This window comes from Variovorax sp. KBS0712, assembly GCF_006323185.2.
GTDB lineage: Bacteria > Pseudomonadota > Gammaproteobacteria > Burkholderiales > Burkholderiaceae_C > Variovorax > Variovorax boronicumulans.
On sequence record NZ_VCCD02000005.1, the window covers coordinates 399397 to 421674 of the forward strand.

Below are 22278 nucleotides of genomic sequence, written 5' to 3' on the forward strand. Positions count from 1 at the left end.
CTGGCGGGCCAACTCTTGAAGCCAACTGGGAGCATGGGCATCGCATCGAGTCGAAAGTGCGGACAAATGCCCTGTGATTGGATAAGCCCAGCGTCTGACCATGTTGCGATCTGTCTCCCATGCGAACCAGGGGAGAAAGATCGCACTGATGAGCACGACGTAAAGACAGATGCGAGTCTTTTTACGCATGACGTGAAAAGAGCGCCCTAAAGGGCGCTCTTTCATTTGCTAGATCGGAAAGCGAGGTAGTGTTACTGAGTAGTGCCGCTGCCGCCACCGGTGCCGCCACTGGTAGCAGCCGTGCTGGACGCGCAGCCAGCGGGGCGGTACTTCGACTCAACGGTGGTCGAGCAAGACCACGTGCCCGAAGCAGAGAGGCGCGTCCAAGTCAGCGTCTTCGTGCTGATTGCCGCAGCTGCATTGCCGCCGAAAGTGGCAATGAGCGAACCGTTATTGGTGGCACTGCCAAGGTCGGCTTTAAGGCCCTTGCTAATTTCAACTCCAGCACCCAGCAGATTGCTCGCGGTCGAGCCGAGATTGCACTCAGTATTGGTAGGCGTAGCAGTCGACGCAACAACCGTCAGCTTGCCATCCAAGATGCAAGCCTCTGCCGCAGTGCGCAGCGAGGCAACTTCAGACATGACGCGCGCAACTTGCGATTTGGCCACGTACGTCTGATATTGGGGAATGGCGATGGCAGCCAAGATACCGATGATCGCCACAACGATCATCAATTCGATCAGGGTGAAACCCTTTTGCACATTGCGTGCGATAGAACGACGGTTCATTCATTAACTCCAGGTTGGTTTGTAAAGCCCGGGAACCAGCCCGGAGCGGGATCACTTCCGCAGCATCCGTGCCACCCGGTTTCCCCACCCTGCAGCCCTCGATCGGGCCGACTTTGGTTACAAGATGGTTACATGATGTGACACAACTCGCACTCAGATGCCGATTGTGTCGACAAATTTGTCATGCCCGACCAGGCCCTGTCAGAAGGTCAGCACCCCATCCGCCTTGAGCCAGCGGATGTCCCGCTGCGCCAACCCGGCCACCTCCCGACCCGCCAGCATCTCGATCTGGCTCATGATTTCTTCGGTCTCTGCGGGCTTGGTGTGGGTGATGTAGATCGGGTATTGCTTGCCCGGATCGATCTGCGCCAGCTCGTGCGCCAGCGCCACCGGCGACAGGTGCAGGCTGCGTTCGGCCAAAGCCTCCTCGCGGGAGCTGAAGGCGGTCTCGATGACCAGCATCGCCACGTCGATCGCGTTGATGCGCTCCCAAAACGGCGGGTTGCGCTCGGTGTCGCCGCTGAAGACCCAGTGGGCGCCGCCTTCCGCCCGGCGGATGGCGAAGCCGCAGGCCGGCACGGTGTGGACGGCCGGCAGCACCTCGATCAGCTTGGGGGCGTCGCTGCCCAGCTCGAGGCGTTGCCCGACCGTGATCTCGTGGAAGCTCACGAAGGGCGATTCGGGGCTGGGAATGCGTTCGAAATTCGGCCAGATGACGTTGTTGAATACATGCGCCCGAAGCGCGTCGATGGTGGCGGCCAATGCATGCACGCGCAGGGGCCGGGCGCGGCGGCTGCCGACGGCGTCGAGCATCAGGGGCAGGGCGGCGATGTGGTCGAGGTGCGAGTGGGTGAGCACCACGTCGTCGATGGCGGCCATCTCGTCGAGGGTGAGGTCGCCGACGCCCGTGCCGGCGTCCACGAGCAGGTCCGCATCGACCAGGAACGAGGTGGTGCGGCAGTCCTTGGCGATGGCGCCCGAGCAACCCAGCACGCGAACCTGCATTGTGGAAGACCCCTTGTATGCGTCTGTCGTCATTTGGTGTCGAACCGGGTGGCGCCGTCCCAGTCCGGGTCCTGCGGGCGAAGCGCCATCGAGGCTAAACGCTGGGCGTAGAGCTGGTAAAGGACTTTTTTCGCATCCGCGGCGAGCAGGGGAGCCAGCAAGTTCCGGCCCAGCGCCCAATCCTGCCGGCGGTAGGCGGCAAGCACCTGGCTCCAGCGGTCGAGTTGCTGCCGTGTGTCCTGCGACTCGGCCGCAGCTTCCGGCACGAGCGGGGTGTAGATGGCGACGGCCTGGGCCTTGCCCTTGACGCGCACGCTGTCGAGTTCCTGCCAGACGAACCCGGGCGCCGCCTCGCGGGTGGCGCCGCTGGCCACGATCTCGACCCCGTAGTGTCCGCTCAGGCCCTCCAGCCGGGACGCGAGATTGACCGCGTCGCCGACCACGGTATAGCTGCGGCGCGCGGTCGAGCCCATGTCGCCGACGCTCATGAGGCCGCTGTTCAGGCCGATGCCGGCGCTGATTTCGGGGCGGCCGTTGGCGCGGTGCTGGCGGTTGATGTCGTGCACGGCGGCGGCCATGTCGATCGCCGCCTGCACGGCGAGCGCGGCATGGCCGGGCGTGTCGATGGGCGCGCCCCAGAAGGCCATGACGCAGTCGCCCATGTATTTGTCGACGGTGCCGCGGTGCGCGCTGATCACCTCGGTCAGCCGGCTGAAGACGGTGTTCAGGAAGGCCTGCAGCTCGGCCGGAGCCATCTGCTCTGACAAGCGCGTGAAGTCGCGCATGTCGCAGAACATCACGGTCATTTCCTTGCTCTCGGCGCGCATGCTGTAGCGGCCGGGGCGCACGAGCATTTCGTCGACCAGCTGCGGCGGCACGTAGGTGCCGAAGAGCCGCACCAGCCCGCGCCGCGCGCGCGATTCGACGAAATAGCCCCAGCTCATGTTGAGCGCGAAGGCCAGCGCCACCATGACGAGCGCCGACGCCAGCGGGAGCACGAGGCTGTGCCCGACGTAGAGCCAGGTGTTGAGGCCGACCAGCGCGGCGACCACGCCCGCGCCGAGCAGCACGGCGCGCGATGCGGACAGCAGCGACAGCCCGAACGCGAGCAGCAGCCCCGCCGCCAGCACGGTCAGCACTTCATAACCCGGCGCGTAGTCGGGCACGGCCAGCAGGCGCCGGTCGAGCAGGCCCGAGACGATGTTGGCGTGCACTTCGACGCCCGGGAACGCCGCGCCGACCGGGGTGGCGCGCAGGTCCTGCAAGCCGGGCGCGGTGGCGCCGAGCAGCACGATCTTGTCCTTGAGTTCGCCCGGCGCCAGTCGGCCCTCGAGCACGTCGGCAGCGGCCACGTAGCGGAACGATCCTGCGCGCGGCCCGCCGGGGCCGCGAAACGGCACCTGCAGGCTGGCACTCTGGTCGACCGGGATGCGCAGCGACCCCAGCACCAGCGCCTGCAGGCGCGGAAAGTTGCCGTCGCCGGCCACGAGCGCCGGCCGCACCGGCGGCGAGCCGTTCGCCAGCCGGTACACCGCCAGCGCCAGCGACTCGTAGTGCCCGGGCGACGCATGCTCGCCTTCGTAGCGGGCGATGAGCGGCACGCTACGGATCACGCCGTCGTCGCTGCCGTCACCGACCAGGGTGTTCAGGAACCCCGCGACCGGCGCCGCGCGCCCCAGCACCGGCAGGCTGGCGCCGAAGCCGTTCCAGAGCGTGACGAAGGAAGCATGGGGCGGAAAGGCGTCGGGCGGCAGCACGGGCGTCGCCGGCAGCAGCCCCTTGGCGCTGGGCTGTTCGGTGCGGGTGAAGTAGTAGCCCAGCGCCACGGGCTGGCCGCGCAGGGCCTGGGCCAGTGTGGCGTCGTGGTCGAGGGTCGGCGCGAGCTGGTCGATTTCGGCAGCCAGGCCCGGCACGCCGCTCAATGGCCCGGCTGCGATCTCCTTCAGGCGCCCGAGGCCGGAGCTGCGATCGGGCTCGAGAAACATCACGTCGAAGCCGAGCACGGCCACGTGCTGGCGGGCCAGCAGTTCCGTCGTGAGGCTGGCGATCTTGTCGCGCGGCCAGGGCCACTGGCCTTCGCGCGCCAGGCTGGCGTCGTCGACATCGACGATCACGACCCGCGTGTCGGGCGTGCCCGGCATGGTGGCGCGCAGGCGGGCGTCGTAGATCAGGTGGTCCAGGTGCTCGATCACGCCCAGCCGCCAAACGCCGGTGGCATGAAGCAACGCCAGCAGCACCGGCAGCAGCGTGATGGCGATGCGCGGCCAGTGCCGCCGCAATGCGCTCATTGACGTACCTCCGTGCTTCGCACTGCGGTGCGAGCTTGCTTGGGGCGGCCCGGCGCTGCGCTCATGGCTGGTCAGCCTTGGACAACAAATGCCTGCCGGCGAGAAAACGGGGAACGGAGCAGGGCGTCCGGGCCGGCTCAGATCCGGACGAACTGCATGCGCGAGGCGCCGCCGAGTTCGAGCACGTCGCCTTCCTGCAGCGCGACGGCTTCGGCGCCCAGCGGGGCGCCGTTGAGCGTGACGCTGCCGACGACGGTGGCCGCCACGTAGCCCTGGCGGCGGCGGGTGACGACGGCCACGGCGACGCCGGGCTTGCCGATGGTGGTGACCACCTTCTGCAGCGGGACGTCCTGGCCTTCGTTGGCGCCCGAGAGCACGCGCAGCACGGGCACGCCCAGCTCGACCAGCGCGCCCGATTCGGTGGGTGCCGACGAGAGCGGCATCGGCGCCGAATACTCGGAGAGCGAGGCCCGCACGGAGCCAGGGCCGGCCATGAGGTTGCTGTGCGAGCGGAAATGGATGCGGCAGCCGCCGACCTCGATGACGTCGTTGTCCTGGAGCGCCTGCTTCTGGACGGCCAGCGCATTGACGTAGGTGCCGTTGGTGCTGTTGAGATCTTCAATTTCGACTTCGCCGCCGCTCATGTGCAGCACGGCATGCTCGCCGCTGACGGCGAGATTGTCGATCACGATGTCGTTGTAGGCGCGCCGGCCCAACGTCGTGCGGTTCTTGGCGAGCGCCACTTGGCCGATGACGACGCCATCGACCGAAATGATCATCTTCGGCATGGCCGATTACTCCCCGTTTGCAAAGATCCAGCACCGTCAGGCGGCGCAAACGGTCCGCCGCCTGGGTTGGCTGCTACATGGCCCCGCGGGTCGCTTCGCTGACGCCCGCCTTGGCCAGAACAACTGAAATGTTATCCCGTCCGCCATTGTCGTTTGAAATTGCAACCAAAAGTGAAGCCATCTCCTTCAGCCCCAGATCACGGCTCAAAAGCGTGAAAAGCTGCGCATCCGGCACCATCTCGCTGAGCCCGTCGGAGCACAGCATGTACAGGTCGCTAGGCCTGGCGCTGTGCTCGTGCATCTCCAGCAACACCTGGGCTTCCACGCCCACGGCCCGCGTCACGAGGTTGCGGGTGGGGGAGTTCAGGGCTTCTTCGGGCGTGATGGCACCCGCGTCGAGCTGCTGCTGGCGCAGCGAATGGTCGCGCGTGAGCTGCTCCAGCTTGTTGTTGCGCAGGCGGTAGCAGCGCGAGTCGCCGATGTGGCCGACCACCACGCGCTGCGGACGGAACGCCGCCAGCACCAGGGTCGTGCCCATGCCCCGCAGTTCTTCGTGGGTGATGCCCGCCTGGAGGATGGCGCCGTTGGCCTCGTCGGTGGCCGCCTGCAGCGCACGCCGGACCACGCGGGCCGGCGCCTGCATGCCGGCCTGGGCGAACCAGCGCCCGAAGCTCGCGTGCATCAGCGAAATGGCCATGGCACTGGCCACCTCGCCGCCCTTGTAACCGCCCATGCCATCGGCCAGCAACGCCAGGCCGAGGGCCGGATCCACATGCACCGCGTCTTCGTTGTGGGCGCGCAGGCGCCCGACATCGGTCAGCGCCGCAAACTCCCAGCTCAGCGCCGGTCGACTGGAGAAAAGGGAAACGCCAACACCTGCCATCGTTTGTCAGCGCTCGCTTTTTAAGGGATCAGTGCGCAGCAGCGCGTGCGCGCCGTTGCAGGAAGCGGCCCAGGGCCACGACAAGCACCGCGCCGGCGATCGCGCCCACGTAGTGCATCCAGGGGTTGGCCGCCAGCGCCTCGTGCAGCGACACGTCGCTCACGATGGTCTCGCCGCCGACCCAGCCGATCAGCGCGGCGCCCAGCATGACGATGATCGGGAAGCGTTCCATGAGCTTGATCATGAGCGTGCTGCCGAAAATCACCAAGGGGATGCTGATGGCCAGGCCCAACACCAGCAGCACCATGCTGCCTTGCGCGGCGGCCGCCACGGCGATCACGTTGTCCAGACTCATCACCAGGTCGGCCAGCAGGATGGTCCGCACGGCCGCGAACATGCTGCCGTATTCCTTGGACTCGCCGTCGCCTTCGTCTTCCTCGCTGAGCAGCTGCAGGCCGATCCACAGCAGCAGGGCGCCGCCGATGATCTGCAGGTAGGGCAGCGCCAACAGCTTGGCCGCCACCACCGTCAGCACGATGCGCAGCACGACGGCCGCGCCCGAGCCGAACAGCACGGCTTTTTTCTGTTGCGCGGGCGGCAGCGATCGCGCCGCCATGGCGATGACGACGGCGTTGTCGCCCGAGAGGATGATGTTGATCCAGACGATCTTGATCAGACCGATCCAGAAGTCCGTGCTTTGAAGAAGTTCCATGTCTCTGATTCCACTGTGTTGTAGTTAAAAAAGCGCCCGCAACTCAATGCGGGCGCTTTTTCATTTCTGCGTGGTAATGCGAGCGGCGGGAATGCCGCCAGCGGTGCGTGTGCTTTTTACAGCTTGCCCTTGAGCAGCTTGGCCAACTCCGAGAAGTTGCGCGTCACGGTGAAGCCGCACTCTTCCATGATGGCGAGCTTGGCTTCGGCCGTGTCGGCGCCGCCCGAGATCAGCGCGCCGGCGTGGCCCATGCGCTTGCCGGGAGGGGCGGTGACACCGGCGATGAAGCCGACGACCGGCTTCTTCATGTTGTCCTTGCACCAGCGGGCTGCGTCAGCCTCGTCGGGGCCGCCGATTTCGCCGATCATGATGACGGCGTCGGTGTCCGGATCGTCATTGAAGGCCTTCATCACGTCGATGTGCTTCAGGCCGTTGATCGGGTCGCCGCCGATGCCGACTGCCGACGATTGGCCCAGGCCGATTTCCGTCAGTTGAGCCACGGCTTCGTACGTCAGCGTGCCCGAGCGCGAGACCACGCCGATGCGGCCCTTGCGGTGGATGTGGCCGGGCATGATGCCGATCTTGATTTCGTCGGGCGTGATCAGGCCAGGGCAGTTCGGGCCCAGCAGCAAGGTCTTCTTGCCGCCGGCCGCTTCCTTGGCCTTCATCTTGTTGCGCACTTCGAGCATGTCGCGAACCGGGATGCCTTCGGTGATGCAGATCGCCATGTCCAAGTCGGCTTCGACAGCTTCCCAGATGGCGGCCGCGGCGCCTGCCGGCGGCACGTAGATCACCGACACGGTGGCGCCGGTCTGCGTGGCGGCTTCCTTCACCGAACCGAAGATCGGGATGTTGAAGATCGACTCGCCGGCCTTCTTCGGGTTCACGCCGGCCACGAAGGCGTTCTTGCCGTTCGCGTATTCCTGGCACTTCTCGGTGTGGAACTGGCCGGTCTTGCCGGTGATGCCTTGCGTGATGACTTTGGTGTCTTTGTTGATGTAGATCGACATGACTTGTTCCTTAGGCCTTCTTGACTGCTGCCACGACCTTCTGGGCCGCGTCCGCCATGGTGTCGGCGCTGATGATCGGCAGGCCCGACTCGGCCAGCAGCTTCTTGCCTTCGACTTCGTTGGTGCCCTTCATGCGCACGACCAGCGGCACTTGCAGGTTCACGGCCTTGCAGGCTGCGATCACGCCGGTGGCGATGGTGTCGCACTTCATGATGCCGCCGAAGATGTTCACGAGGATGGCTTCCACGTTCTTGTTCTTCAGCATGATCTTGAAGGCTTCCGTGACCTTCTCGGGGGTGGCACCGCCGCCCACGTCCAGGAAGTTGGCCGGCTCGCCGCCGAACAGCTTGATGGTGTCCATGGTGGCCATGGCCAGGCCGGCACCGTTCACCAGGCAGCCGATGTTGCCGTCCAGCGAGATGTAGGCGAGGTCGAACTTGGAGGCTTCGACTTCGGCCGCGTCTTCTTCGTCCAGGTCGCGCAGGGCCACGATTTCGGGGTGGCGGAACAGCGCGTTGCTGTCGAAGTTGAACTTGGCGTCCAGGGCGACGACGTTACCCTTGCTGTCACGGTTGAGCGGGTTGATCTCGACCAGCGAGGCGTCCGTCTCCATGTAGCAGGTGTAGAGCTTCTTCAGGATGTCGACCGTCTGGGCGGTCGAATCGGCCGGCATGCCGATGCCGTCGGCGATTTCCTTGGCTTGCGCGTCGGTCAGGCCGTCCTTGGGGTCGGCGTAGACCGTGATGATCTTCTCGGGGGTGGAATGGGCCACTTCCTCGATGTCCATGCCGCCTTCGCTCGAAGCGATGAAGGCCACCTTCTGGGTGGCGCGGTCGGTCACGGCCGAAATGTAGTATTCCTTGTTGATGTCGGCGCCGTCTTCGATGTAGAGGCGACGCACCTTCTGGCCTTCAGGACCGGTCTGGTGGGTCTTGAGCTGCATGCCGAGGATCTCGCCAGCCAGCTTCTTGACGTCTTCGATCGACTTGGCGACCTTGACGCCACCGCCCTTGCCGCGGCCACCCGCGTGGATCTGGGCCTTGACGACCCAGACCGGGCCTCCAAGCTTCTGGGCGGCCTCGACCGCCTCCTGAACCGTATAGGCCGGGATGCCGCGCGGCACCGGCACGCCGAACTTGGCAAGGATTTCCTTGCCTTGGTACTCGTGAATCTTCATGAGGGATGTCTCTCGGAAGGAGGAGGTTGAGAACGGGAGATCGGGAGTGAGACTGTTGTTTCTGCTCTGTTGTTCGCGGGCGACGGCAGCCTGACGGCTGGGGGCGGCGAACAACCGCGGACTGTATCATGGTGCGCCGCACCAATACTTGATGCGCGGTTGCGGTCAATACGTACTTTCTTCTAGCCACCCTACGCATACTCCGATATGGCCAAGGTTTTCATCGACGGCGAAGCCGGCACCACCGGCCTGCAAATTCGCGAGCGGCTGCAGACGATGCCGCAGATCGAGCTCGTGAGCATCGCGCCCGAGCTGCGCAAGGACGTGGCCGCCAAGCGCGAGCTGATGGCCGGCGTCGACCTCGTGGTGCTGTGCCTGCACGACGACGCGGCGCGCGAGTCGGTCGCGCTGATCGACCAGCTCCCGGGCAAGAAGCCCAAGATCATCGACGCCTCGACCGCCCACCGCATCGCGCCGGGCTGGGTCTTCGGCTTCCCCGAACTCGTCGAAGGCCACTGGCAGGCCGTGGCCCAGGCCGACCGCGTGGGCAACCCCGGCTGCTACGCCACCGGCGCCATCGCCATGGTGCGCCCGCTGGTCGACGCGGGCCTGCTGCCGACCGACTTCCCGGTGTCGCTGCCTTCGGTGAGCGGCTACTCCGGCGGCGGCCGCACGATGATCGAGGACTACGAGGGCGGCAAGGCGCCGCTGTTCGAGACCTACGCGCTGGGCCTGAAGCACAAGCACATCCCCGAAATCATGACCTACACCGGCCTCACGCGCCGCCCGGTCTTCATTCCGTCGGTGGGCAATTTCAAGCAGGGCATGCTGGTGCAGTTGCCGCTGCACCTGGACCTGCTGCCCGGCAAGCCCAAGGCCGGCGACCTGCAGGACGCCCTGGCCGCGCACTACGCCCGGAGCAACACGCCCGAGCAGTTCGTGAAGGTGCTGCCGCCGACCGAGAACGGCAAGCTCGACGCGCTGGCGCTCAACGACACCAACCAGCTCGAGATCCGCGTGTTCCCGAACGAGGACCACCGCCACGCCGTGGTGATCGCGCGCCTGGACAACCTGGGCAAGGGCGCCAGCGGCGCCGCGGTGCAGAACCTCAAACTGATGCTGGCGCTCTGAGCCACGTCAAACACTGACAAGAGAAAGGCCGGCCCGCAAGGACCGGCCTTTTTGCTTTCAGTCGGCCCGCATCGTGCCCGTGTCGCGGTAGCGCACGTGCCATGAAAACGCCTCTTCCAGCCGGTGCGGCGTGTGGCCGCCGCAGGTCGCCACGGCACGCGTGTAGTAATCCTGCAGCATCGCGCGGTACGGCTCGGCCGCGCAGTTGGCGATGATCGCCGCCGCCCGCTCGCGCGGTGCCAGCCCGCGCAGGTCGGCCAGGCCCACCTCGGTGACCAGGATGTCGACGTCCTGCGGCGCATGGTCCACGTGCGACACCATCGGCACGATGCTCGACACCGCGCCCTGCTTGGCGACCGACTTGGTCGCGAAGATCGACAGGTAGGCGTTGCGCGCGAAGTCGCCCGAGCCGCCGATGCCGTTCATCATGTGCGTGCCCAGCACGTGGGTCGAGTTGACGTTGCCGTAGATGTCGGCCTCCAGCGCCGTGTTCAGCGCGATGATGCCCAGCCGCCGGATGATCTCCGGGTGGTTGCTCACCTCCTGCGGCCGCAGCACCAGCCGGTCCTTGTAGCGCGCCAGGTCGCCGAACACCTGCCGCGCCTTCGCGGGCGACAGCGTGATCGACGAGCCCGAGGCGAAGTCGAGCTTGCCGGCGTCGAACAGGTCGAAGGTCGAGTCCTGCAGCACCTCCGAATACATCGTGAGGTGCTCGAACGGCCCCGCGCCCAGCCCCGACATCACCGCGTTGGCGACCGTGCCGATGCCGGCCTGCAGCGGCAGCAGCCGCTCGGTGAGCCGGCCCTGCGCCACCTCGCGCTCGAAGAACGCCACCAGGTGCGCCGCGATGGCCGCGGTCTCGGCGTCCGCCGGCAGCACGGTCGAGGTGCTGTCGGCCTTGTCGGTGATGACGATGCCCAGGATCTTCTCGGGCGGGATCTCGATGGCACTGGTGCCGATGCGGTCGTGCGGTGCCACCAGCGGCATCGGCTCGCGCTGCGGGCGGTGCTTGGGAATGAAGATGTCGTGCAGCCCTTCGAGCGCGGTCGACTGCGAGGTGTTGATCTCGACGATCACCTTGTCGGCCAGGATCGCGAAGCTCGCGCTGTTGCCGATCGAGGTGCTCGGCACCAGCGCGCCGGTCTCGGTGATGGCCACCGCCTCGATGATCGCGATATCGATCGGCGGAATCTGACGCGTGCGCAGCATCTCGACCGTTTCCGACAGGTGGTGGTCGATGAACATCACCTCGCCGCGGTTGATCGCCTGGCGCAGCACGGTGTCGACCTGGAACGGCATGCGCCGGCTGATGGCGCCGGCCTCGGTGAGCTGGCGGTCCACGTCGCCGCCGAGCGAGGCGCCCGTCATCAGCGTGATCTTCATCGGCGCGCGGCGCGCGCGGGCCGCGAGCGCCAGCGGCACGGCCTTGGCGTCGCCGGCCCGCGTGAACCCGCTCATGCCGACCACCATGCCGTCGCGGATCCATTCGGCGGCGGCCTCGGCGGTGGTGATCCTGCTGCGCAGGGCGGGCAGGCGGATGCGGTCTTCGTGCGGCATGGGGGACAAAACGTCTTTCTTTCGTCAGGCAGGGAAAGGAAAAGCCGGCACCGCACGCGCGGCGGGTGTCAGCGCAGGAAGTAGTCGACCGGCACCAGCGGCGCCGGCGCCGGGGCGCCCACCGACTGGCACAGGTCGATCTCGAGCGTGCGGCACAGCGCCTCGAGCGGCAGGTCGTTCGACTCGGTGCCGAAGGGCTCCTCGATCTCGTCGCCGAGCGCGTCCAGGCCGAAGAAGGTGTAGGCCACGATCAGAACCACCACCGGCGTCATGAACCCGACCGAGTCCACCAGCCCGAAGGGCAGCAGGTAGCAGTACAGGTACGCCGTGCGGTGCAGCAGCAGCGTGTACGAAAAGGGAATGGGCGTGCTGAGGATGCGCTCGCACGATGCGGCCGCCGCGCTCAGCGCCGACAGCGTGCCGTCGACGCCCGCCGCCAGCGCCGGGTCGATGCGCCGCGCGCGCAGCGCTTCGCGCAGGTCGGCGCCCATGTGCATCAGCAGCGCATGCGGCCGGTTGGCGACCTGCATCAGGCCCTGCCACTCCGCCTCGCGCAGGAAAGGTTGGGTGTCAGTTGCCGCGTCGGTGCCGCGCAGCTGGTGGCGCAGCGCATGGGCAAAGGCCGCGGCGCGCAGGGTCATGCGCACGCGCAGGTCGTCCAGGCGGCGGACGGTGTCGGCGCCGGCGTTCACCGGCGCATCGCCGTCGATGAGGCTCTGGCACTGACGCGCCAGATTGCGCGAACGCAGGATCACTTCGCCCCAGAGCTTGCGCGCTTCCCAGAAACGGTCGTAGGCCGCGGTGTTGCGAAAGCCCAGGAAGATCGCCAGCGGCAGGCCGAGCAGCGCGAAGGGCACGGTGCCGAGCGGGATCTTGATGGAGCCGAAGCGCCCATGCAGCACCGTGACGACGATGGCCACGATCACGTTGAGCGTCAGCGCCGCGGCGATGCGCGGCAGGACGGAGCCCCGCCAGGACAGAAACAGCTTGAGCCCGGACGGGCGTTTCCGGACGATCATGAAAGCGGGGAGTGGGGCAGACAGGGAGGCATGGATGCCGCGCACACCGCAAGGCCCGCGCGGGCGCCGATTGTCGCCGAGGCGTCAGCGCCGCAACGGCTGCACGCCTCAAGACCGAGGAAGACGGTCGGGCTCAGCGCACGAGCCACAACCCTATGCCCAGGAGGACGGCCTGCGCGGCCAGCGCGATGTAGAAGAGCTTGCGCGAGGGCGTCGCCATGTCCTGCAGCACCTCGTGGATGCGGCGCGTGAGCAGGGCGCGCAGGGCCGGGTCTTCGCCCGTCGCCGGCGTCGTCGCCCCGTGCGCGGCACGTTCCTGCTGCCACTCGGCCAGCATGTCGCTCAGGGGCAGGCGGCCCAGCACGAAGCCGACCACCGCGCGCACGGCCCGGCCTTCGCCGAGCACCGGTGCGAGCTGCTGGCACAGGGCGTCGGGCGAGAGCCAGTCGGCCACGCGCTGCAGGCCGCCGTGGGTGCGCGGCATGGCTTCGATGCGGCCCGCGATGGCGTCACCCAGGCGCTGCGACACGGCCTCGCCGCGCGCCGCGACCAGGTGCTGCATCGCGCGGGCGCGGCCCCGCTGCACGCCGAGCAGGAAGTACACGCCGACGAACAGCGACAGCAGCACGGCCACCAGCAGCGGCGGCGACATGATCAGCGCCAGGATGGCGCCCGCGCCACCGGCCCGCGCCGCCGGGATGCCCGGGCCCTGCAGCTGGGTCAGGTAGTAGAAGAACACGCCGCCGCCGAGAAACAGGCCGATCAGCGCGCCCTTGATGGCCGAGCCGGCGAAGGCGAAGCCGGCCTTGGCGCCGGTGCGAACGAGTGACTGCGGGTGGGCGGGTTGCGACGACATGAAGGGTTCCTCCGGTTTTTCTGGAAAGCCGCCTCCTGCGAGGCAGGTCGCTGGCGATCATGCCACCGCCTTCCCGCACCATAATCGCGCCACACAACAACGAGGAGGATCGTCATGGGAACCGTCAAGTTTCAGAAACCGACCGGCGCATTCGTCGCCGCATCCTGGGCCGCGCTGATCATCGGCGCCATCGTGTACCTGCTCGGGCTGTGGAATGCCGCGATGCAGCTCAACGAGAAGGGCTACTACTTCACCATCCTCATGTACGGCCTGTTCTCGGCCGTGTCGCTGCAAAAGACGGTGCGCGACCGGCTCGAGGGCATCTCGGTCACCGGCATCTACTTCGGCCTGTGCTGGGTCTCGCTGCTGCTGTCGGTGGGCCTGCTGGCCGTGGGCCTGTTCAACGCCTCGCTGGCCGCGAGCGAAAAGGGCTTCTACGCCATGGCCTTCCTGCTGAGCCTGTTCGGCGCGGTGGCGGTGCAGAAGAACGTGCGCGACATCGCCGCGTACAAGGCCGAGAACCCGCTGGCCGACGACGTCACGGCCACCGAGTAAGCCAGGCGGGCTCATCCCGCCTCGAGCAGGCGGCGCAGGGCCTGCAGGTCGCGCGCGATCCATCCGGCGTCGCGTGCAAAGGCCGCATCGTCCATGTGCGGCTGGCGCAGCAGCGTGAACTGCAGCTCGCACACGCCGGGCGCCACGCCGATCACGCGAAACGGCAGGTAGACCTCGGGCACGCCTTCGGGCGCCACCCAGTGGTCGAGCACGCCCAGGTCGTTGGGCGGCGCAAAGCGCATGCGGGCCTCGCCGCTTTCGGGCGTGCGCACGATCCAGTGGTCGCCGTGCGGCACCAACGCGCTCTTCGCGAGGCCGCTGGCCCAGTCGGGCAATCGCTTCGGGTCGGACGCGAGCGCATAGGCGTCGCGCCATTCGCAGTGCACGCGCTGGGTGATGACGCGGGACAGGGCCGCGTCGCCTTCATTCGCCGTTGGGGTCGTCGCTTGGGTCATCGAAGTCGCTCCTGAGCACCTTGGACACGACGGCGCCCGAGAAACCGCGCGCCATCAGGAATCGCATCTGCTTTGCGCGCTCTTTGGCATCGGCCGGCGGCGCATCGAAGCGGCGGCGCCACAGGGCCGTGGCGCGCTCGACTTCGGTCTCCTGCAAGCCGGCCACCGCCTGCGCGATGGCTTCGGGCGCGATGCCCTTGGCCTGCAGTTCCTGCTTCACGCGCAACGCGCCCGAACGGGCGGCGCGCTGGTGCAGCACCGAGGCGACGACGCGCGGCTCGCTGATGAAGTCCTTGGCGGCCAGCTCGTCGAGCGCCTTCGCCAGCGTGCCGGGCTCTTCCTCGTGCTTCGCGAGCTTGCGCTCCAGCTCCGCGCGCGAATGCTCGCGCTGGCTCAGGAGGCGCAGGGCGCGGCCTTTGAGGGAGGGGGCGCTGAAGGCCATTCGGGGGTGGTGGGTCGCTCAGGCGGCCCACGCAACACGCGAAGGCCGCTTCGTCTCACTTACTCCGCCGCCTTGTCGGCCTTCGATGCCTTGGCGGGCTTCTCGGCCTTCTCGGGTTCGCTGCCGGCGTCGGCCGCGAGCAGCGGAATGCCCAGCGATTCGCGCACCTTGTTCTCGATCTCGCGCGACAGGTCGGGGTTCTCGCGCAGGAACTCGCGGGCGTTGTCGCGGCCCTGGCCGATCTTCTCGCCGTTGTAGGCGTACCAGGCGCCCGACTTGTCGATGATCTTGGCGTTCACGCCCATATCGATGATCTCGCCCTCGCGGCTGATGCCTTCGCCGAACAGGATGTCGAACTCGGCCGTCTTGAACGGGGGCGACACCTTGTTCTTCACCACCTTCACCTTGGTTTCGTTGCCGATGGCCTCGTCGCCCTTCTTGATGGTGCCGATGCGGCGGATGTCCAGGCGCACCGAGGCGTAGAACTTCAGCGCATTGCCGCCGGTGGTGGTTTCGGGCGAGCCGAACATCACGCCGATCTTCATGCGGATCTGGTTGATGAAGATGACCATGCAGTTGGTCTTCTTGATCGTGGCCGTGAGCTTGCGCAGCGCCTGGCTCATGAGGCGGGCCTGGAGACCCGGCAGCGAGTCGCCCATTTCGCCTTCGATTTCAGCCTTGGGCGTGAGCGCGGCGACCGAGTCGACCACGATCAGGTCGACGGCACCCGAGCGCACCAGCGAGTCGACGATTTCGAGCGCTTGTTCGCCGGTGTCGGGCTGGCTGATCAGCAGGTCGGACAGGTTCACGCCGAGCTTCTGGGCGTACTGCACGTCGAGCGCGTGCTCGGCGTCGACGAAGGCGCAGGTGCCGGCCTGCTTCTGCATGGAGGCGATCACCTGCAGGGTGAGCGTGGTCTTGCCCGAGGATTCCGGGCCGTAGATTTCAACGACGCGGCCACGGGGCAGGCCGCCGACGCCCAGGGCGATGTCCAGGCCCAGCGAGCCGGTGGAGACCACCTGGATGTCTTCCAGCGCCTCGCCTTCGCCCAGGCGCATGATCGTGCCCTTGCCGAACTGCTTTTCGATCTGGGCCAGCGCGGCCTGCAGGGCCTTGGCCTTTTCACTGTTGGCGACCGAGATGCTTGCGCCCTTGACGACTGCGTCCATGTGGAAATCTCCTTGAATATCAACGATTTGTGTCGGGGTTCATCCATCTGCTTTTAACCACAGGCTGGATGCTTGAACAGTAGTGTAGGGGCTCATGGCGTTTCGCAAACCCACTTTAAAGTCAGTTTGCCTTACCATCTGAGACCATGGCCGACCCCGCCTTTCCCACCGATCCCGACGCCTGGCGCCAGACCCACCTGGGCCGCCTGCTGGGCCACGCGATGCGCCGCTTCGACGAGCGCGTGCTGGCGCTAATGGCGCACGACATCGACGTGCCGCTGGCGCTGTCGAACCTGGCGGCGCGCGCGCAGGTGAGCGCGGCGCACATCCACATCACGCGGCACCTGGCGCGCGAGGGCTCGCGCCTGACCGAGCTGGCCGAGCGCGCCGGCATGACCAAGCAGGCCATGGGCACGCTGGTCGACCAGTGCGAGGCCTGGGGGCTGGTCACGCGCGGGCCCGACCCGCTCGATGCGCGCGCGCGGCGCGTGCTGTTCACGGCCGACGGGCTGGCCTGGCTGGACGCCTTCCGCCGCGCCGTGACGCAGACCGAGCGCGAGTTCCGCGCCAGCGTGGGCGACGAGATCGCCACCGTGGTAACCATCGGACTCGAAGCCTATACAGCGGGCTAGACTCGCGTTGAGACAAATGTGAACTGCGCCGGCATGGCGCCTGAATCCGCCGGAGGTGGCTCATGCGAATACTGATTGCCGAAGACGACCAGGTGCTGGCCGATGCCCTGCTGCGCAGCCTGCGCACCTCGGGCGCGGCGGTCGATCACGTGGCCAACGGCTCGCAGGCCGACACCGCGCTCATGACCCACAGCGAGTTCGACCTGCTGATCCTCGACCTCGGGCTGCCCAGCCTGCACGGCATCGAGATCCTCAAGCGCCTGCGCGCGCGCGGCTCGCAGCTGCCGGTGCTGGTGCTCACGGCGGCCGACAGCGTGGAAGAGCGCGTCAAGGGCCTGGACCACGGCGCCGACGACTACATGGCCAAGCCCTTCAGCCTGCAGGAGCTCGAGGCGCGCGTGCGCGCCCTCACGCGGCGCGGCATGGGCGCCACCAGCAACGCGATCCGCCACGGTCCGCTGGTCTACGACCAGGCCGGCCGCGTGGCGACCATCGACGGCAAGATGATCGAGCTGTCGGCGCGCGAACTGGGCCTGCTCGAGGTGCTGCTGCAGCGCGCCGGCCGGCTGGTCAGCAAGGACCAGCTGGTGGACCGGCTGTGCGAATGGGGCGAAGAGGTGAGCATCAACGCCATCGAGGTCTACATCCACCGCCTGCGCAAGAAGATCGAGAAGGGACCGGTGCGCATCGCGACGGTGCGCGGGCTGGGCTACTGCCTCGAGAAGATTCCCGGTTGAGCGTGCCCCGCCCGCGCTCAATGCCGTCAGGGCTGCTTGCGCAGATTGACGAGCAGCGTGGCGCCGGTGTTCGAACGGATCAGGAACATGAGGCTGCGGAAGTAGCCGTTGCTGTCGTACACGCCCGCCGGCACCAGCCCGATGATGGCCGGCCCGGCATAGCTGCCGGTGGCGGCGGGGGTGAGCTTGCAATCGTTGGTGCTGGCCGTGGCGGCATTCACGGCCTTCAGCGTGAGGCTGTACATGTTCTTGGCCGAGCCGGGCTGCGCCAGGACGACGGTGCCCGAGAGCGTGCACTGGCCGATCTGCACGCCGCTCGTGCTGCCGGTGAACACGCCCTGGCCGTCGACCTGCACCGTCACGCCCAGGCTCGGGCTGCTGTCGGTGTTGGACCACGTGCCGGTCATGCTCGCCTGCGACACCGCCAGCGCGTTCTCGATCGTGTAGGCCAGCGGGCCGACATCGGACGGCCTGCGGTTGTCGTAGGCGTAGGTGCCATCCACCGACTTCTTCGGCGTGAAGGTGCCCGAGCCCGTCACCGGATATGCGTTGGGCGGAACATACAACTCGGTGTCCGGGTTGAACGACCAGTCGAGCCCCGTGACCTTCAGCGAACCCCACATCGTGCCCCCGAGGAAGCTGCCTGCCAACGAACCGTTGGTGCCGACGAAGGCAATGCCTCGCACGCCCGCGTAGATGCCTTCGCTGTCGTTGCCCACCGCGGCGGTGGAGCCGGGCTGCGGCGCGCTCAGCGAGGGCGACGGCTCGGAGCCCGGCACGGCGGCGCGGTTCTCGGCCGGTGCGGGCGCGGGCGCCGGGGCTGGGGAGGGCGCAGGTGCGGGCGCCGGAACCGGTGCGATCGGCAGCATCGGCATGCCACCGCCGCCCCCGCCACCTCCACCGCCGCATGCAGTCACACCCACGCTGGCGGCCAACACGGTCGCGGCCATCCAGAGCGGCTTGGGGCAGCCGCCCACGGTCTTTTGCTTCATGATTTCTCCCTGATGTTTTTGAATTGCAGAAACTGCACGTCAAGGCTACAACCAGTCACACCTTGTCAATGAAACGTCACACCTGCGAATCGCAGTACTAGTTCACGCTCGCCCGCGTTCTTTCGTCTTGCCAGGAACTCCCTTGAAGCTCTTCCAGCGCGCCCAGCGCTCCCTGTTCGGCGAGATCCTCGACTGGATGCTCACGCCGCTGCTGCTGCTCGTGCCGGTGAGCATCGGCGTGACCTGGCTGGTGGCGCAGGGCATCGCCAACGCGCCCTTCGACCGCGCGCTGGAGCACAACGTGAAGGTGCTGGCCGAGCTGGTCACGGTGAAGCAGGGGCAGACGCACTTCGTGCTGTCGCAGTCGGCGCGCGAGATCCTGCGTGCCGACGACGCCGGCCACATCTACTACCAGCTGCTCGACGGCCACGGCACGCTGCTGCACGGCGAGCGCGACCTGCCGCAGCCCAACGTGGACGACCCGCCCGGCACCAACGTGGTCCTGCTGCACAACAGCACGGTGCACGGCCAGCCGGTGCGCGTGGCCTCGCTGTGGATTCCCAGCGGCAGCGAAGAGGTGCCGCCCTCGCTGCTGCAGCTGGCCGAGACGCGCGAGAAGCAGGCGGTGCTCGCCACCGAGATCATCAAGGGCGTGCTGCTGCCGCAGTTCGCGATCCTGCCGCTGGCGGTGCTGCTGATCTGGCTGGCGCTGGTGCGCGGCATCAAGCCGCTGTCGGTGGTCGAGGCGCGCATCCGCGAGCGCCGCCCGGGCGACCTGAGCCCGCTCGACGAGTCCTCGGTGCCGCTCGAGGTGGTGCCGCTGGTGTCGTCGGTGAACGAGCTGCTCGACAAGCTCAACGACTCCATCTTCACGCAGAAGCGCTTCCTGGCCGACGCCGCCCACCAGCTCAAGACGCCGCTGGCAGGCCTGCGCATGCAGGCCGACCTGGCGCAGCGCGAGGGCGCCAACGCCGACGAGCTCAAGCAGTCGCTCAAGCAGATCGGCCGCGCCAGCGTGCGCGCCACCCACACGGTGAACCAGCTGCTGTCGCTGGCGCGCGCCGAGGGCACCAGCGCCATGACGCACTGCCAGCCCTGTGACCTCGCGCGGCTGACCATCGAGGTGGTGCGCGAGGCCGTGCCGCGCGCGATCGAAAAGCGCATCGACCTCGGCTACGACGGCGTCCAGGCCGGCGCGCCCGGCGTGATGGTCGACGGCAACCCGACGCTGCTCAAGGAGCTGGTGCGCAACCTGGTCGACAACGCGCTCAACTACACGCCCTCGACACCCGAGCGCCCCGGCGTGATCACCGCCCGCGTGCTGGCCGACCCCTTCGGCCACGTGCAGCTGGTGCAGGTGGAGGACAACGGCCCCGGCATCGCCGAGGCCGACCGCGAGCTGGTGTTCGAGCCCTTCTACCGCGTGCTCGGCAACGAGGCCGACGGTTCCGGGCTGGGCCTGCCGATCGTGCGCGAGATCGCCAACCAGCACCGCGCACAGGTCAAGCTCGAAGACGCGCACCCCGGCAAACATCCGCCGGGCGCGCTCTTCACCGTGCGCTTCGAGGAGGCCCCGTCGGAATGAATCCGCTCGACACGCTGCGCCAACGCTTCCTGGAAATCCGCCTCGACACCGACGTGTCGGACATGTTCGACTTCGGCGCCGATCTGCTGGAACAGGATTCAGCCGAGGCGCTCGCCTTCCACTACACGCTGCTGCACGACACCGGCATGGACAGCGAACTCTACGACTGGCTGTGTCGCAAGTTCGGCGAGCGCGGCGACGCGGCCGAGGACCATCTGCTCGCGCGGTTCGACCAAGAGCCCGACCCTGCGATGCAGGCCACGGTGCTGCAGATGCTCGGCGGCTTCAAGTACCGCAAGGGCCGGCGCCTGAAAGAGACCGCGGCCCTCGCGCGCGCCGCGCTCGCGTCGCCGCACGACGAGCTGCGCTGCAAGGGGCTGTGGGTGATCGGCTGGCTCGGCGGCACGACGGACATCGCCAAGGTGGTGCCGCTGCTCGCGCACGACGCCGTCGCCGCAAACCGCCGATGGGCCGCGAGCGCGCTGATGCAGATCGTGTTCAACCGCCGCAGCGCTGCGCCCAAGGCGCTCGAGCCCTTGCGCCAGGCGCTCGACACCGAGACCGATCCGGCCGTGCTGGGCGGCATCCTGGTCGCGGTGCAGGAAATCGCAGGAAAAAAATTCGGCCTGAGCTCGAGCTCGCACGAGCCGCCGTCTGAAGAAAAGCTGCAGGCCGCCTTGGCCAAGGCGCGGCGCATGTTCGCGCGCGCGGCTGCTGCCTGATCCGCTCAGGGCGCCGGCGTGCCCGAAGGCTTGGCTTCCTTGCGGATCTGCAACCACTCGGGGTGGATCTGCCGCGCCATGCGCTGCGGCTCGCGCTCGTCGAGCGCCGCCGGCGCCAGCCCGAAGCCGGCCAGGTCGCCGCGCGTCCACAGCCAGTAGCCCGCGTTGGCGGCGAGCAGGGCGATGAGGACCAGGCGCAGCTTCATGCCCTCGCTCAGAACGACATGCCGCGCGGGCGCACGCTCACTTCGTCGCTCGAGATCAGTTGCAGGCCGGCGTCGGTGCGCACCTGCAGCTCGCCGCCCCAGGCCACGCCTTCGCACAGGCCGGCGGTGCCGTCGCTGAGCGTCACCTCGCGCCCGCGCAGCACGTCGCGCGCCGCAAAGCGTTCGGCAAAAGGCGCGAAGCCCTGCGCCTCGAAGGCAAGCACGCTGCGCACCAGCGGCTCGGCCAGCGACAGCAGCACCTCGGGCGCGGACGCGTCGGGCTGCCACTGGCGCAGCCAGGCCGGCGGCGTGCGCATGCCGTCGCCCTCGCGCGGGCCGATGTTGATGCCGATGCCCACCACGAGATAGCGCGCGGCATCGGGCCGGGCCGTCTGCGGCATCGCCGTTTCGATGAGGATGCCGACCAGCTTGCGGTCGTTCACCCAGATGTCGTTGGGCCACTTCAGGCCGACCTGGTGAGCGCCCGTCGGGTCGAGGCTTTCGGCCACGCTCACGCCCACGGCCAGCGACAGGCCCGACCAGTCGGCCGGCGCCAGCGGCATGCCCAGCGAAAAGGTGAGGGAGGCGGGCGCCTCGGGCTGCTGCGCGCTCTGCCACGGGCGGCCGAGGCGACCGCGCCCGGCCGTCTGGCGCTCGGCCACGAGCAGCACGGGGTCAGTGCGGCCGGCGCGCGCGCGGCGCATCAGCTCGGTGTTGGTGGAATCGATTTCGGCCACGGCCTCGACCGCGAAGCCGGGCAGCAGCGGCGCGACCGTCGCGGCGATCCGGTCTTCGAACCAGGCGCTGGCCGGCGTCGTGGCCATCGTCAGTCTCCGGCGGCGGCCGGGGCGTCGCCCTTGGACTTCTTCTTGCCGTCGGCCTTTTTCTTGTCGGCCTTCTTGTCCGCTTTTTTCTTCTCGGCTTTCTTTTCAGCCTTCTTCGCTTCCTTGGCCTCGGCCTTCTTCTTCTCGGCCTTTTTCTTGGCCTTCTTCTTTTTCTTCTTGTCTTTTTCCTCGTCCTCGTCCTTGGGCGTCAGCAGCGTGCCGCGGCACATCTCGGAGCCGCACCAGCACGGGAACTCGGACAGCAGCTTCTCGGTGTACGGCTCGTCGATGATCAGGCCGTAGTCGTAGTTCAGTTCCTCGCCGGCGGCGATGTTTCTCAGGGCCTTGATATAAACGCGCCCATCGACTTCGTCGGCCTCGCAGTTCGGCTCGCACGAGTGATTGATCCAGCGCGCGTCGTTGCCCTTCACGTTGCCGTCGATCACGCGGCCGTCGTCGATGTGGAAGTAGAAAGTGTGGTTCGGCTGGGTCGGATCGTGCGGATGGCGGCGCAGCGCCTCTTTCCAGCTGATGACCTCGCCCTTGTATTCGATCAGGGTTTCACCTTCGGCCAGGTCCTGCAGGGCGAACACGCCGTTGCCGTGGACGTCCGAGCGGCGCATCTGGATGCGCCGGCCACCGGAGCGCGTGGCGGCGGACCGCGCCTCGGGCTCGGTCACGGGGGCGGCTTCCTTGTCGCGGCCGGCGGAAAGTGGGGATTTGGAAGGCATCGCCGAAGTCTGTT

The 22278-nt window shown here is 67.6% G+C and carries 24 protein-coding genes; 6 read left to right on the forward strand and 18 right to left on the reverse strand.

Going from position 1 to position 22278, the window contains the following annotated elements; translation table 11 throughout:
• Positions 1 to 251 precede the first annotated feature (251 nt).
• The 8 genes from FFI97_RS32535 to sucC all read right to left on the reverse strand — a co-directional run bounded on the left by FFI97_RS32535 (position 252) and on the right by sucC (position 8651).
• A complete protein-coding gene (locus FFI97_RS32535; protein WP_139705093.1) occupies positions 252 to 788 on the reverse strand; it encodes a pilin in 537 nt (178 codons plus the stop codon).
• A gap of 201 nt (positions 789 to 989) precedes the next feature.
• Positions 990 to 1793 carry a 3',5'-cyclic-nucleotide phosphodiesterase gene (locus FFI97_RS32540; protein WP_139705095.1) on the reverse strand — a complete coding sequence of 268 codons (804 nt, stop codon included), beginning with the start codon at positions 1791 to 1793 and terminating at the stop codon, positions 990 to 992.
• A 29-nt stretch (positions 1794 to 1822) separates the two neighbouring features.
• Positions 1823 to 4081, reverse strand: a complete 2259-nt coding sequence (locus tag FFI97_RS32545; RefSeq protein WP_139705098.1) for a CHASE2 domain-containing protein — start codon at positions 4079 to 4081, stop codon at positions 1823 to 1825.
• Positions 4082 to 4218: 137 nt separating this feature from the next.
• Positions 4219 to 4869, reverse strand: coding sequence for an FHA domain-containing protein (locus tag FFI97_RS32550; protein WP_095747310.1), 651 nt, complete (start codon positions 4867 to 4869; stop codon positions 4219 to 4221).
• A 73-nt stretch (positions 4870 to 4942) separates the two neighbouring features.
• Positions 4943 to 5752, reverse strand: a complete 810-nt coding sequence (locus tag FFI97_RS32555) for a Stp1/IreP family PP2C-type Ser/Thr phosphatase (protein WP_139705100.1) — start codon at positions 5750 to 5752, stop codon at positions 4943 to 4945.
• Positions 5753 to 5780: 28 nt separating this feature from the next.
• Positions 5781 to 6464 carry a TerC family protein gene (locus FFI97_RS32560; protein WP_062475329.1) on the reverse strand — a complete coding sequence of 228 codons (684 nt, stop codon included), beginning with the start codon at positions 6462 to 6464 and terminating at the stop codon, positions 5781 to 5783.
• A gap of 116 nt (positions 6465 to 6580) precedes the next feature.
• On the reverse strand, positions 6581 to 7474 hold the full coding sequence (sucD, locus tag FFI97_RS32565) for a succinate--CoA ligase subunit alpha (RefSeq protein WP_056575184.1): 894 nt from the start codon (positions 7472 to 7474) through the stop codon (positions 6581 to 6583).
• 10 nt (positions 7475 to 7484) lie between these two features.
• A complete protein-coding gene (gene sucC / locus FFI97_RS32570) occupies positions 7485 to 8651 on the reverse strand; it encodes an ADP-forming succinate--CoA ligase subunit beta (protein ID WP_062475330.1) in 1167 nt (388 codons plus the stop codon).
• A gap of 207 nt (positions 8652 to 8858) precedes the next feature.
• On the opposite strand from sucC, the gene argC reads away from it, so the two are divergent.
• Positions 8859 to 9782 carry an N-acetyl-gamma-glutamyl-phosphate reductase gene (argC, locus tag FFI97_RS32575; RefSeq protein WP_139705102.1) on the forward strand — a complete coding sequence of 308 codons (924 nt, stop codon included), beginning with the start codon at positions 8859 to 8861 and terminating at the stop codon, positions 9780 to 9782.
• Positions 9783 to 9839: 57 nt separating this feature from the next.
• Here argC and FFI97_RS32580 read toward each other — a convergent pair whose 3' ends face one another.
• From FFI97_RS32580 to FFI97_RS32590, 3 genes are all read right to left on the reverse strand, one after another.
• Positions 9840 to 11339: a succinate CoA transferase gene (locus FFI97_RS32580; protein WP_139705104.1), complete on the reverse strand. Its 1500-nt coding sequence runs from the start codon at positions 11337 to 11339 to the stop codon at positions 9840 to 9842.
• Positions 11340 to 11407: 68 nt separating this feature from the next.
• Complete coding sequence (locus FFI97_RS32585) at positions 11408 to 12358, reverse strand: bestrophin family protein (protein ID WP_144004557.1); 951 nt, start codon at positions 12356 to 12358, stop codon at positions 11408 to 11410.
• 133 nt (positions 12359 to 12491) lie between these two features.
• The gene (locus FFI97_RS32590) at positions 12492 to 13214 is read right to left on the reverse strand and encodes a hypothetical protein (protein WP_139705106.1); all 723 of its coding nucleotides are present in this window, start codon (positions 13212 to 13214) and stop codon (positions 12492 to 12494) included.
• 114 nt (positions 13215 to 13328) lie between these two features.
• Here FFI97_RS32590 and yiaA point away from each other — a divergent pair, with 114 nt between their 5' ends.
• Complete coding sequence (gene yiaA / locus FFI97_RS32595; RefSeq protein ID WP_062482786.1) at positions 13329 to 13769, forward strand: inner membrane protein YiaA; 441 nt, start codon at positions 13329 to 13331, stop codon at positions 13767 to 13769.
• 11 nt (positions 13770 to 13780) lie between these two features.
• On the opposite strand, the gene FFI97_RS32600 is transcribed toward yiaA, so the two are convergent.
• The 3 genes from FFI97_RS32600 to recA are packed head-to-tail and all read right to left on the reverse strand — an operon-like array spanning position 13781 to position 15835.
• On the reverse strand, positions 13781 to 14224 hold the full coding sequence (locus FFI97_RS32600; RefSeq protein WP_095747316.1) for a polyketide cyclase: 444 nt from the start codon (positions 14222 to 14224) through the stop codon (positions 13781 to 13783).
• Positions 14193 to 14666, reverse strand: a complete 474-nt coding sequence (recX, locus tag FFI97_RS32605) for a recombination regulator RecX (RefSeq protein ID WP_095747317.1) — start codon at positions 14664 to 14666, stop codon at positions 14193 to 14195. Before recX ends, FFI97_RS32600 begins: the two co-directional genes overlap by 32 nt.
• Before the next feature lie 59 nt (positions 14667 to 14725).
• Positions 14726 to 15835 (reverse strand): recombinase RecA, encoded by a 1110-nt coding sequence (gene recA / locus FFI97_RS32610; protein WP_062482792.1) that lies wholly within the window; start codon positions 15833 to 15835, stop codon positions 14726 to 14728.
• 146 nt (positions 15836 to 15981) lie between these two features.
• On the opposite strand from recA, the gene FFI97_RS32615 reads away from it, so the two are divergent.
• Positions 15982 to 16467, forward strand: a complete 486-nt coding sequence (locus tag FFI97_RS32615; RefSeq protein ID WP_062482795.1) for a MarR family winged helix-turn-helix transcriptional regulator — start codon at positions 15982 to 15984, stop codon at positions 16465 to 16467.
• Positions 16468 to 16529: 62 nt separating this feature from the next.
• Entirely contained in the window at positions 16530 to 17204 is a 675-nt protein-coding gene (locus FFI97_RS32620; RefSeq protein WP_056575150.1) for a response regulator transcription factor, read from the forward strand.
• A gap of 26 nt (positions 17205 to 17230) precedes the next feature.
• Here the strand turns inward: FFI97_RS32620 and FFI97_RS32625 are convergent, their stop codons facing one another.
• Positions 17231 to 18196, reverse strand: a complete 966-nt coding sequence (locus tag FFI97_RS32625; RefSeq protein WP_185993769.1) for a hypothetical protein — start codon at positions 18194 to 18196, stop codon at positions 17231 to 17233.
• A gap of 142 nt (positions 18197 to 18338) precedes the next feature.
• Between FFI97_RS32625 and FFI97_RS32635 the strand changes: the two genes are divergently transcribed.
• A complete protein-coding gene (locus FFI97_RS32635) occupies positions 18339 to 19781 on the forward strand; it encodes a sensor histidine kinase (protein ID WP_139705110.1) in 1443 nt (480 codons plus the stop codon).
• Complete coding sequence (locus FFI97_RS32640) at positions 19778 to 20503, forward strand: HEAT repeat domain-containing protein (protein WP_139705112.1); 726 nt, start codon at positions 19778 to 19780, stop codon at positions 20501 to 20503. Before FFI97_RS32635 ends, FFI97_RS32640 begins: the two co-directional genes overlap by 4 nt.
• Positions 20504 to 20508: 5 nt before the next feature.
• Here the strand turns inward: FFI97_RS32640 and FFI97_RS32645 are convergent, their stop codons facing one another.
• The 3 genes from FFI97_RS32645 to FFI97_RS32655 are packed head-to-tail and all read right to left on the reverse strand — an operon-like array spanning position 20509 to position 22264.
• On the reverse strand, positions 20509 to 20709 hold the full coding sequence (locus FFI97_RS32645; protein WP_062480380.1) for a hypothetical protein: 201 nt from the start codon (positions 20707 to 20709) through the stop codon (positions 20509 to 20511).
• Positions 20710 to 20717: 8 nt separating this feature from the next.
• Complete coding sequence (locus FFI97_RS32650) at positions 20718 to 21533, reverse strand: biotin--[acetyl-CoA-carboxylase] ligase (RefSeq protein WP_139705115.1); 816 nt, start codon at positions 21531 to 21533, stop codon at positions 20718 to 20720.
• Between the two features lie 2 nt (positions 21534 to 21535).
• Positions 21536 to 22264: an SET domain-containing protein gene (locus tag FFI97_RS32655; protein WP_370870000.1), complete on the reverse strand. Its 729-nt coding sequence runs from the start codon at positions 22262 to 22264 to the stop codon at positions 21536 to 21538.
• Positions 22265 to 22278 lie beyond the last annotated feature (14 nt).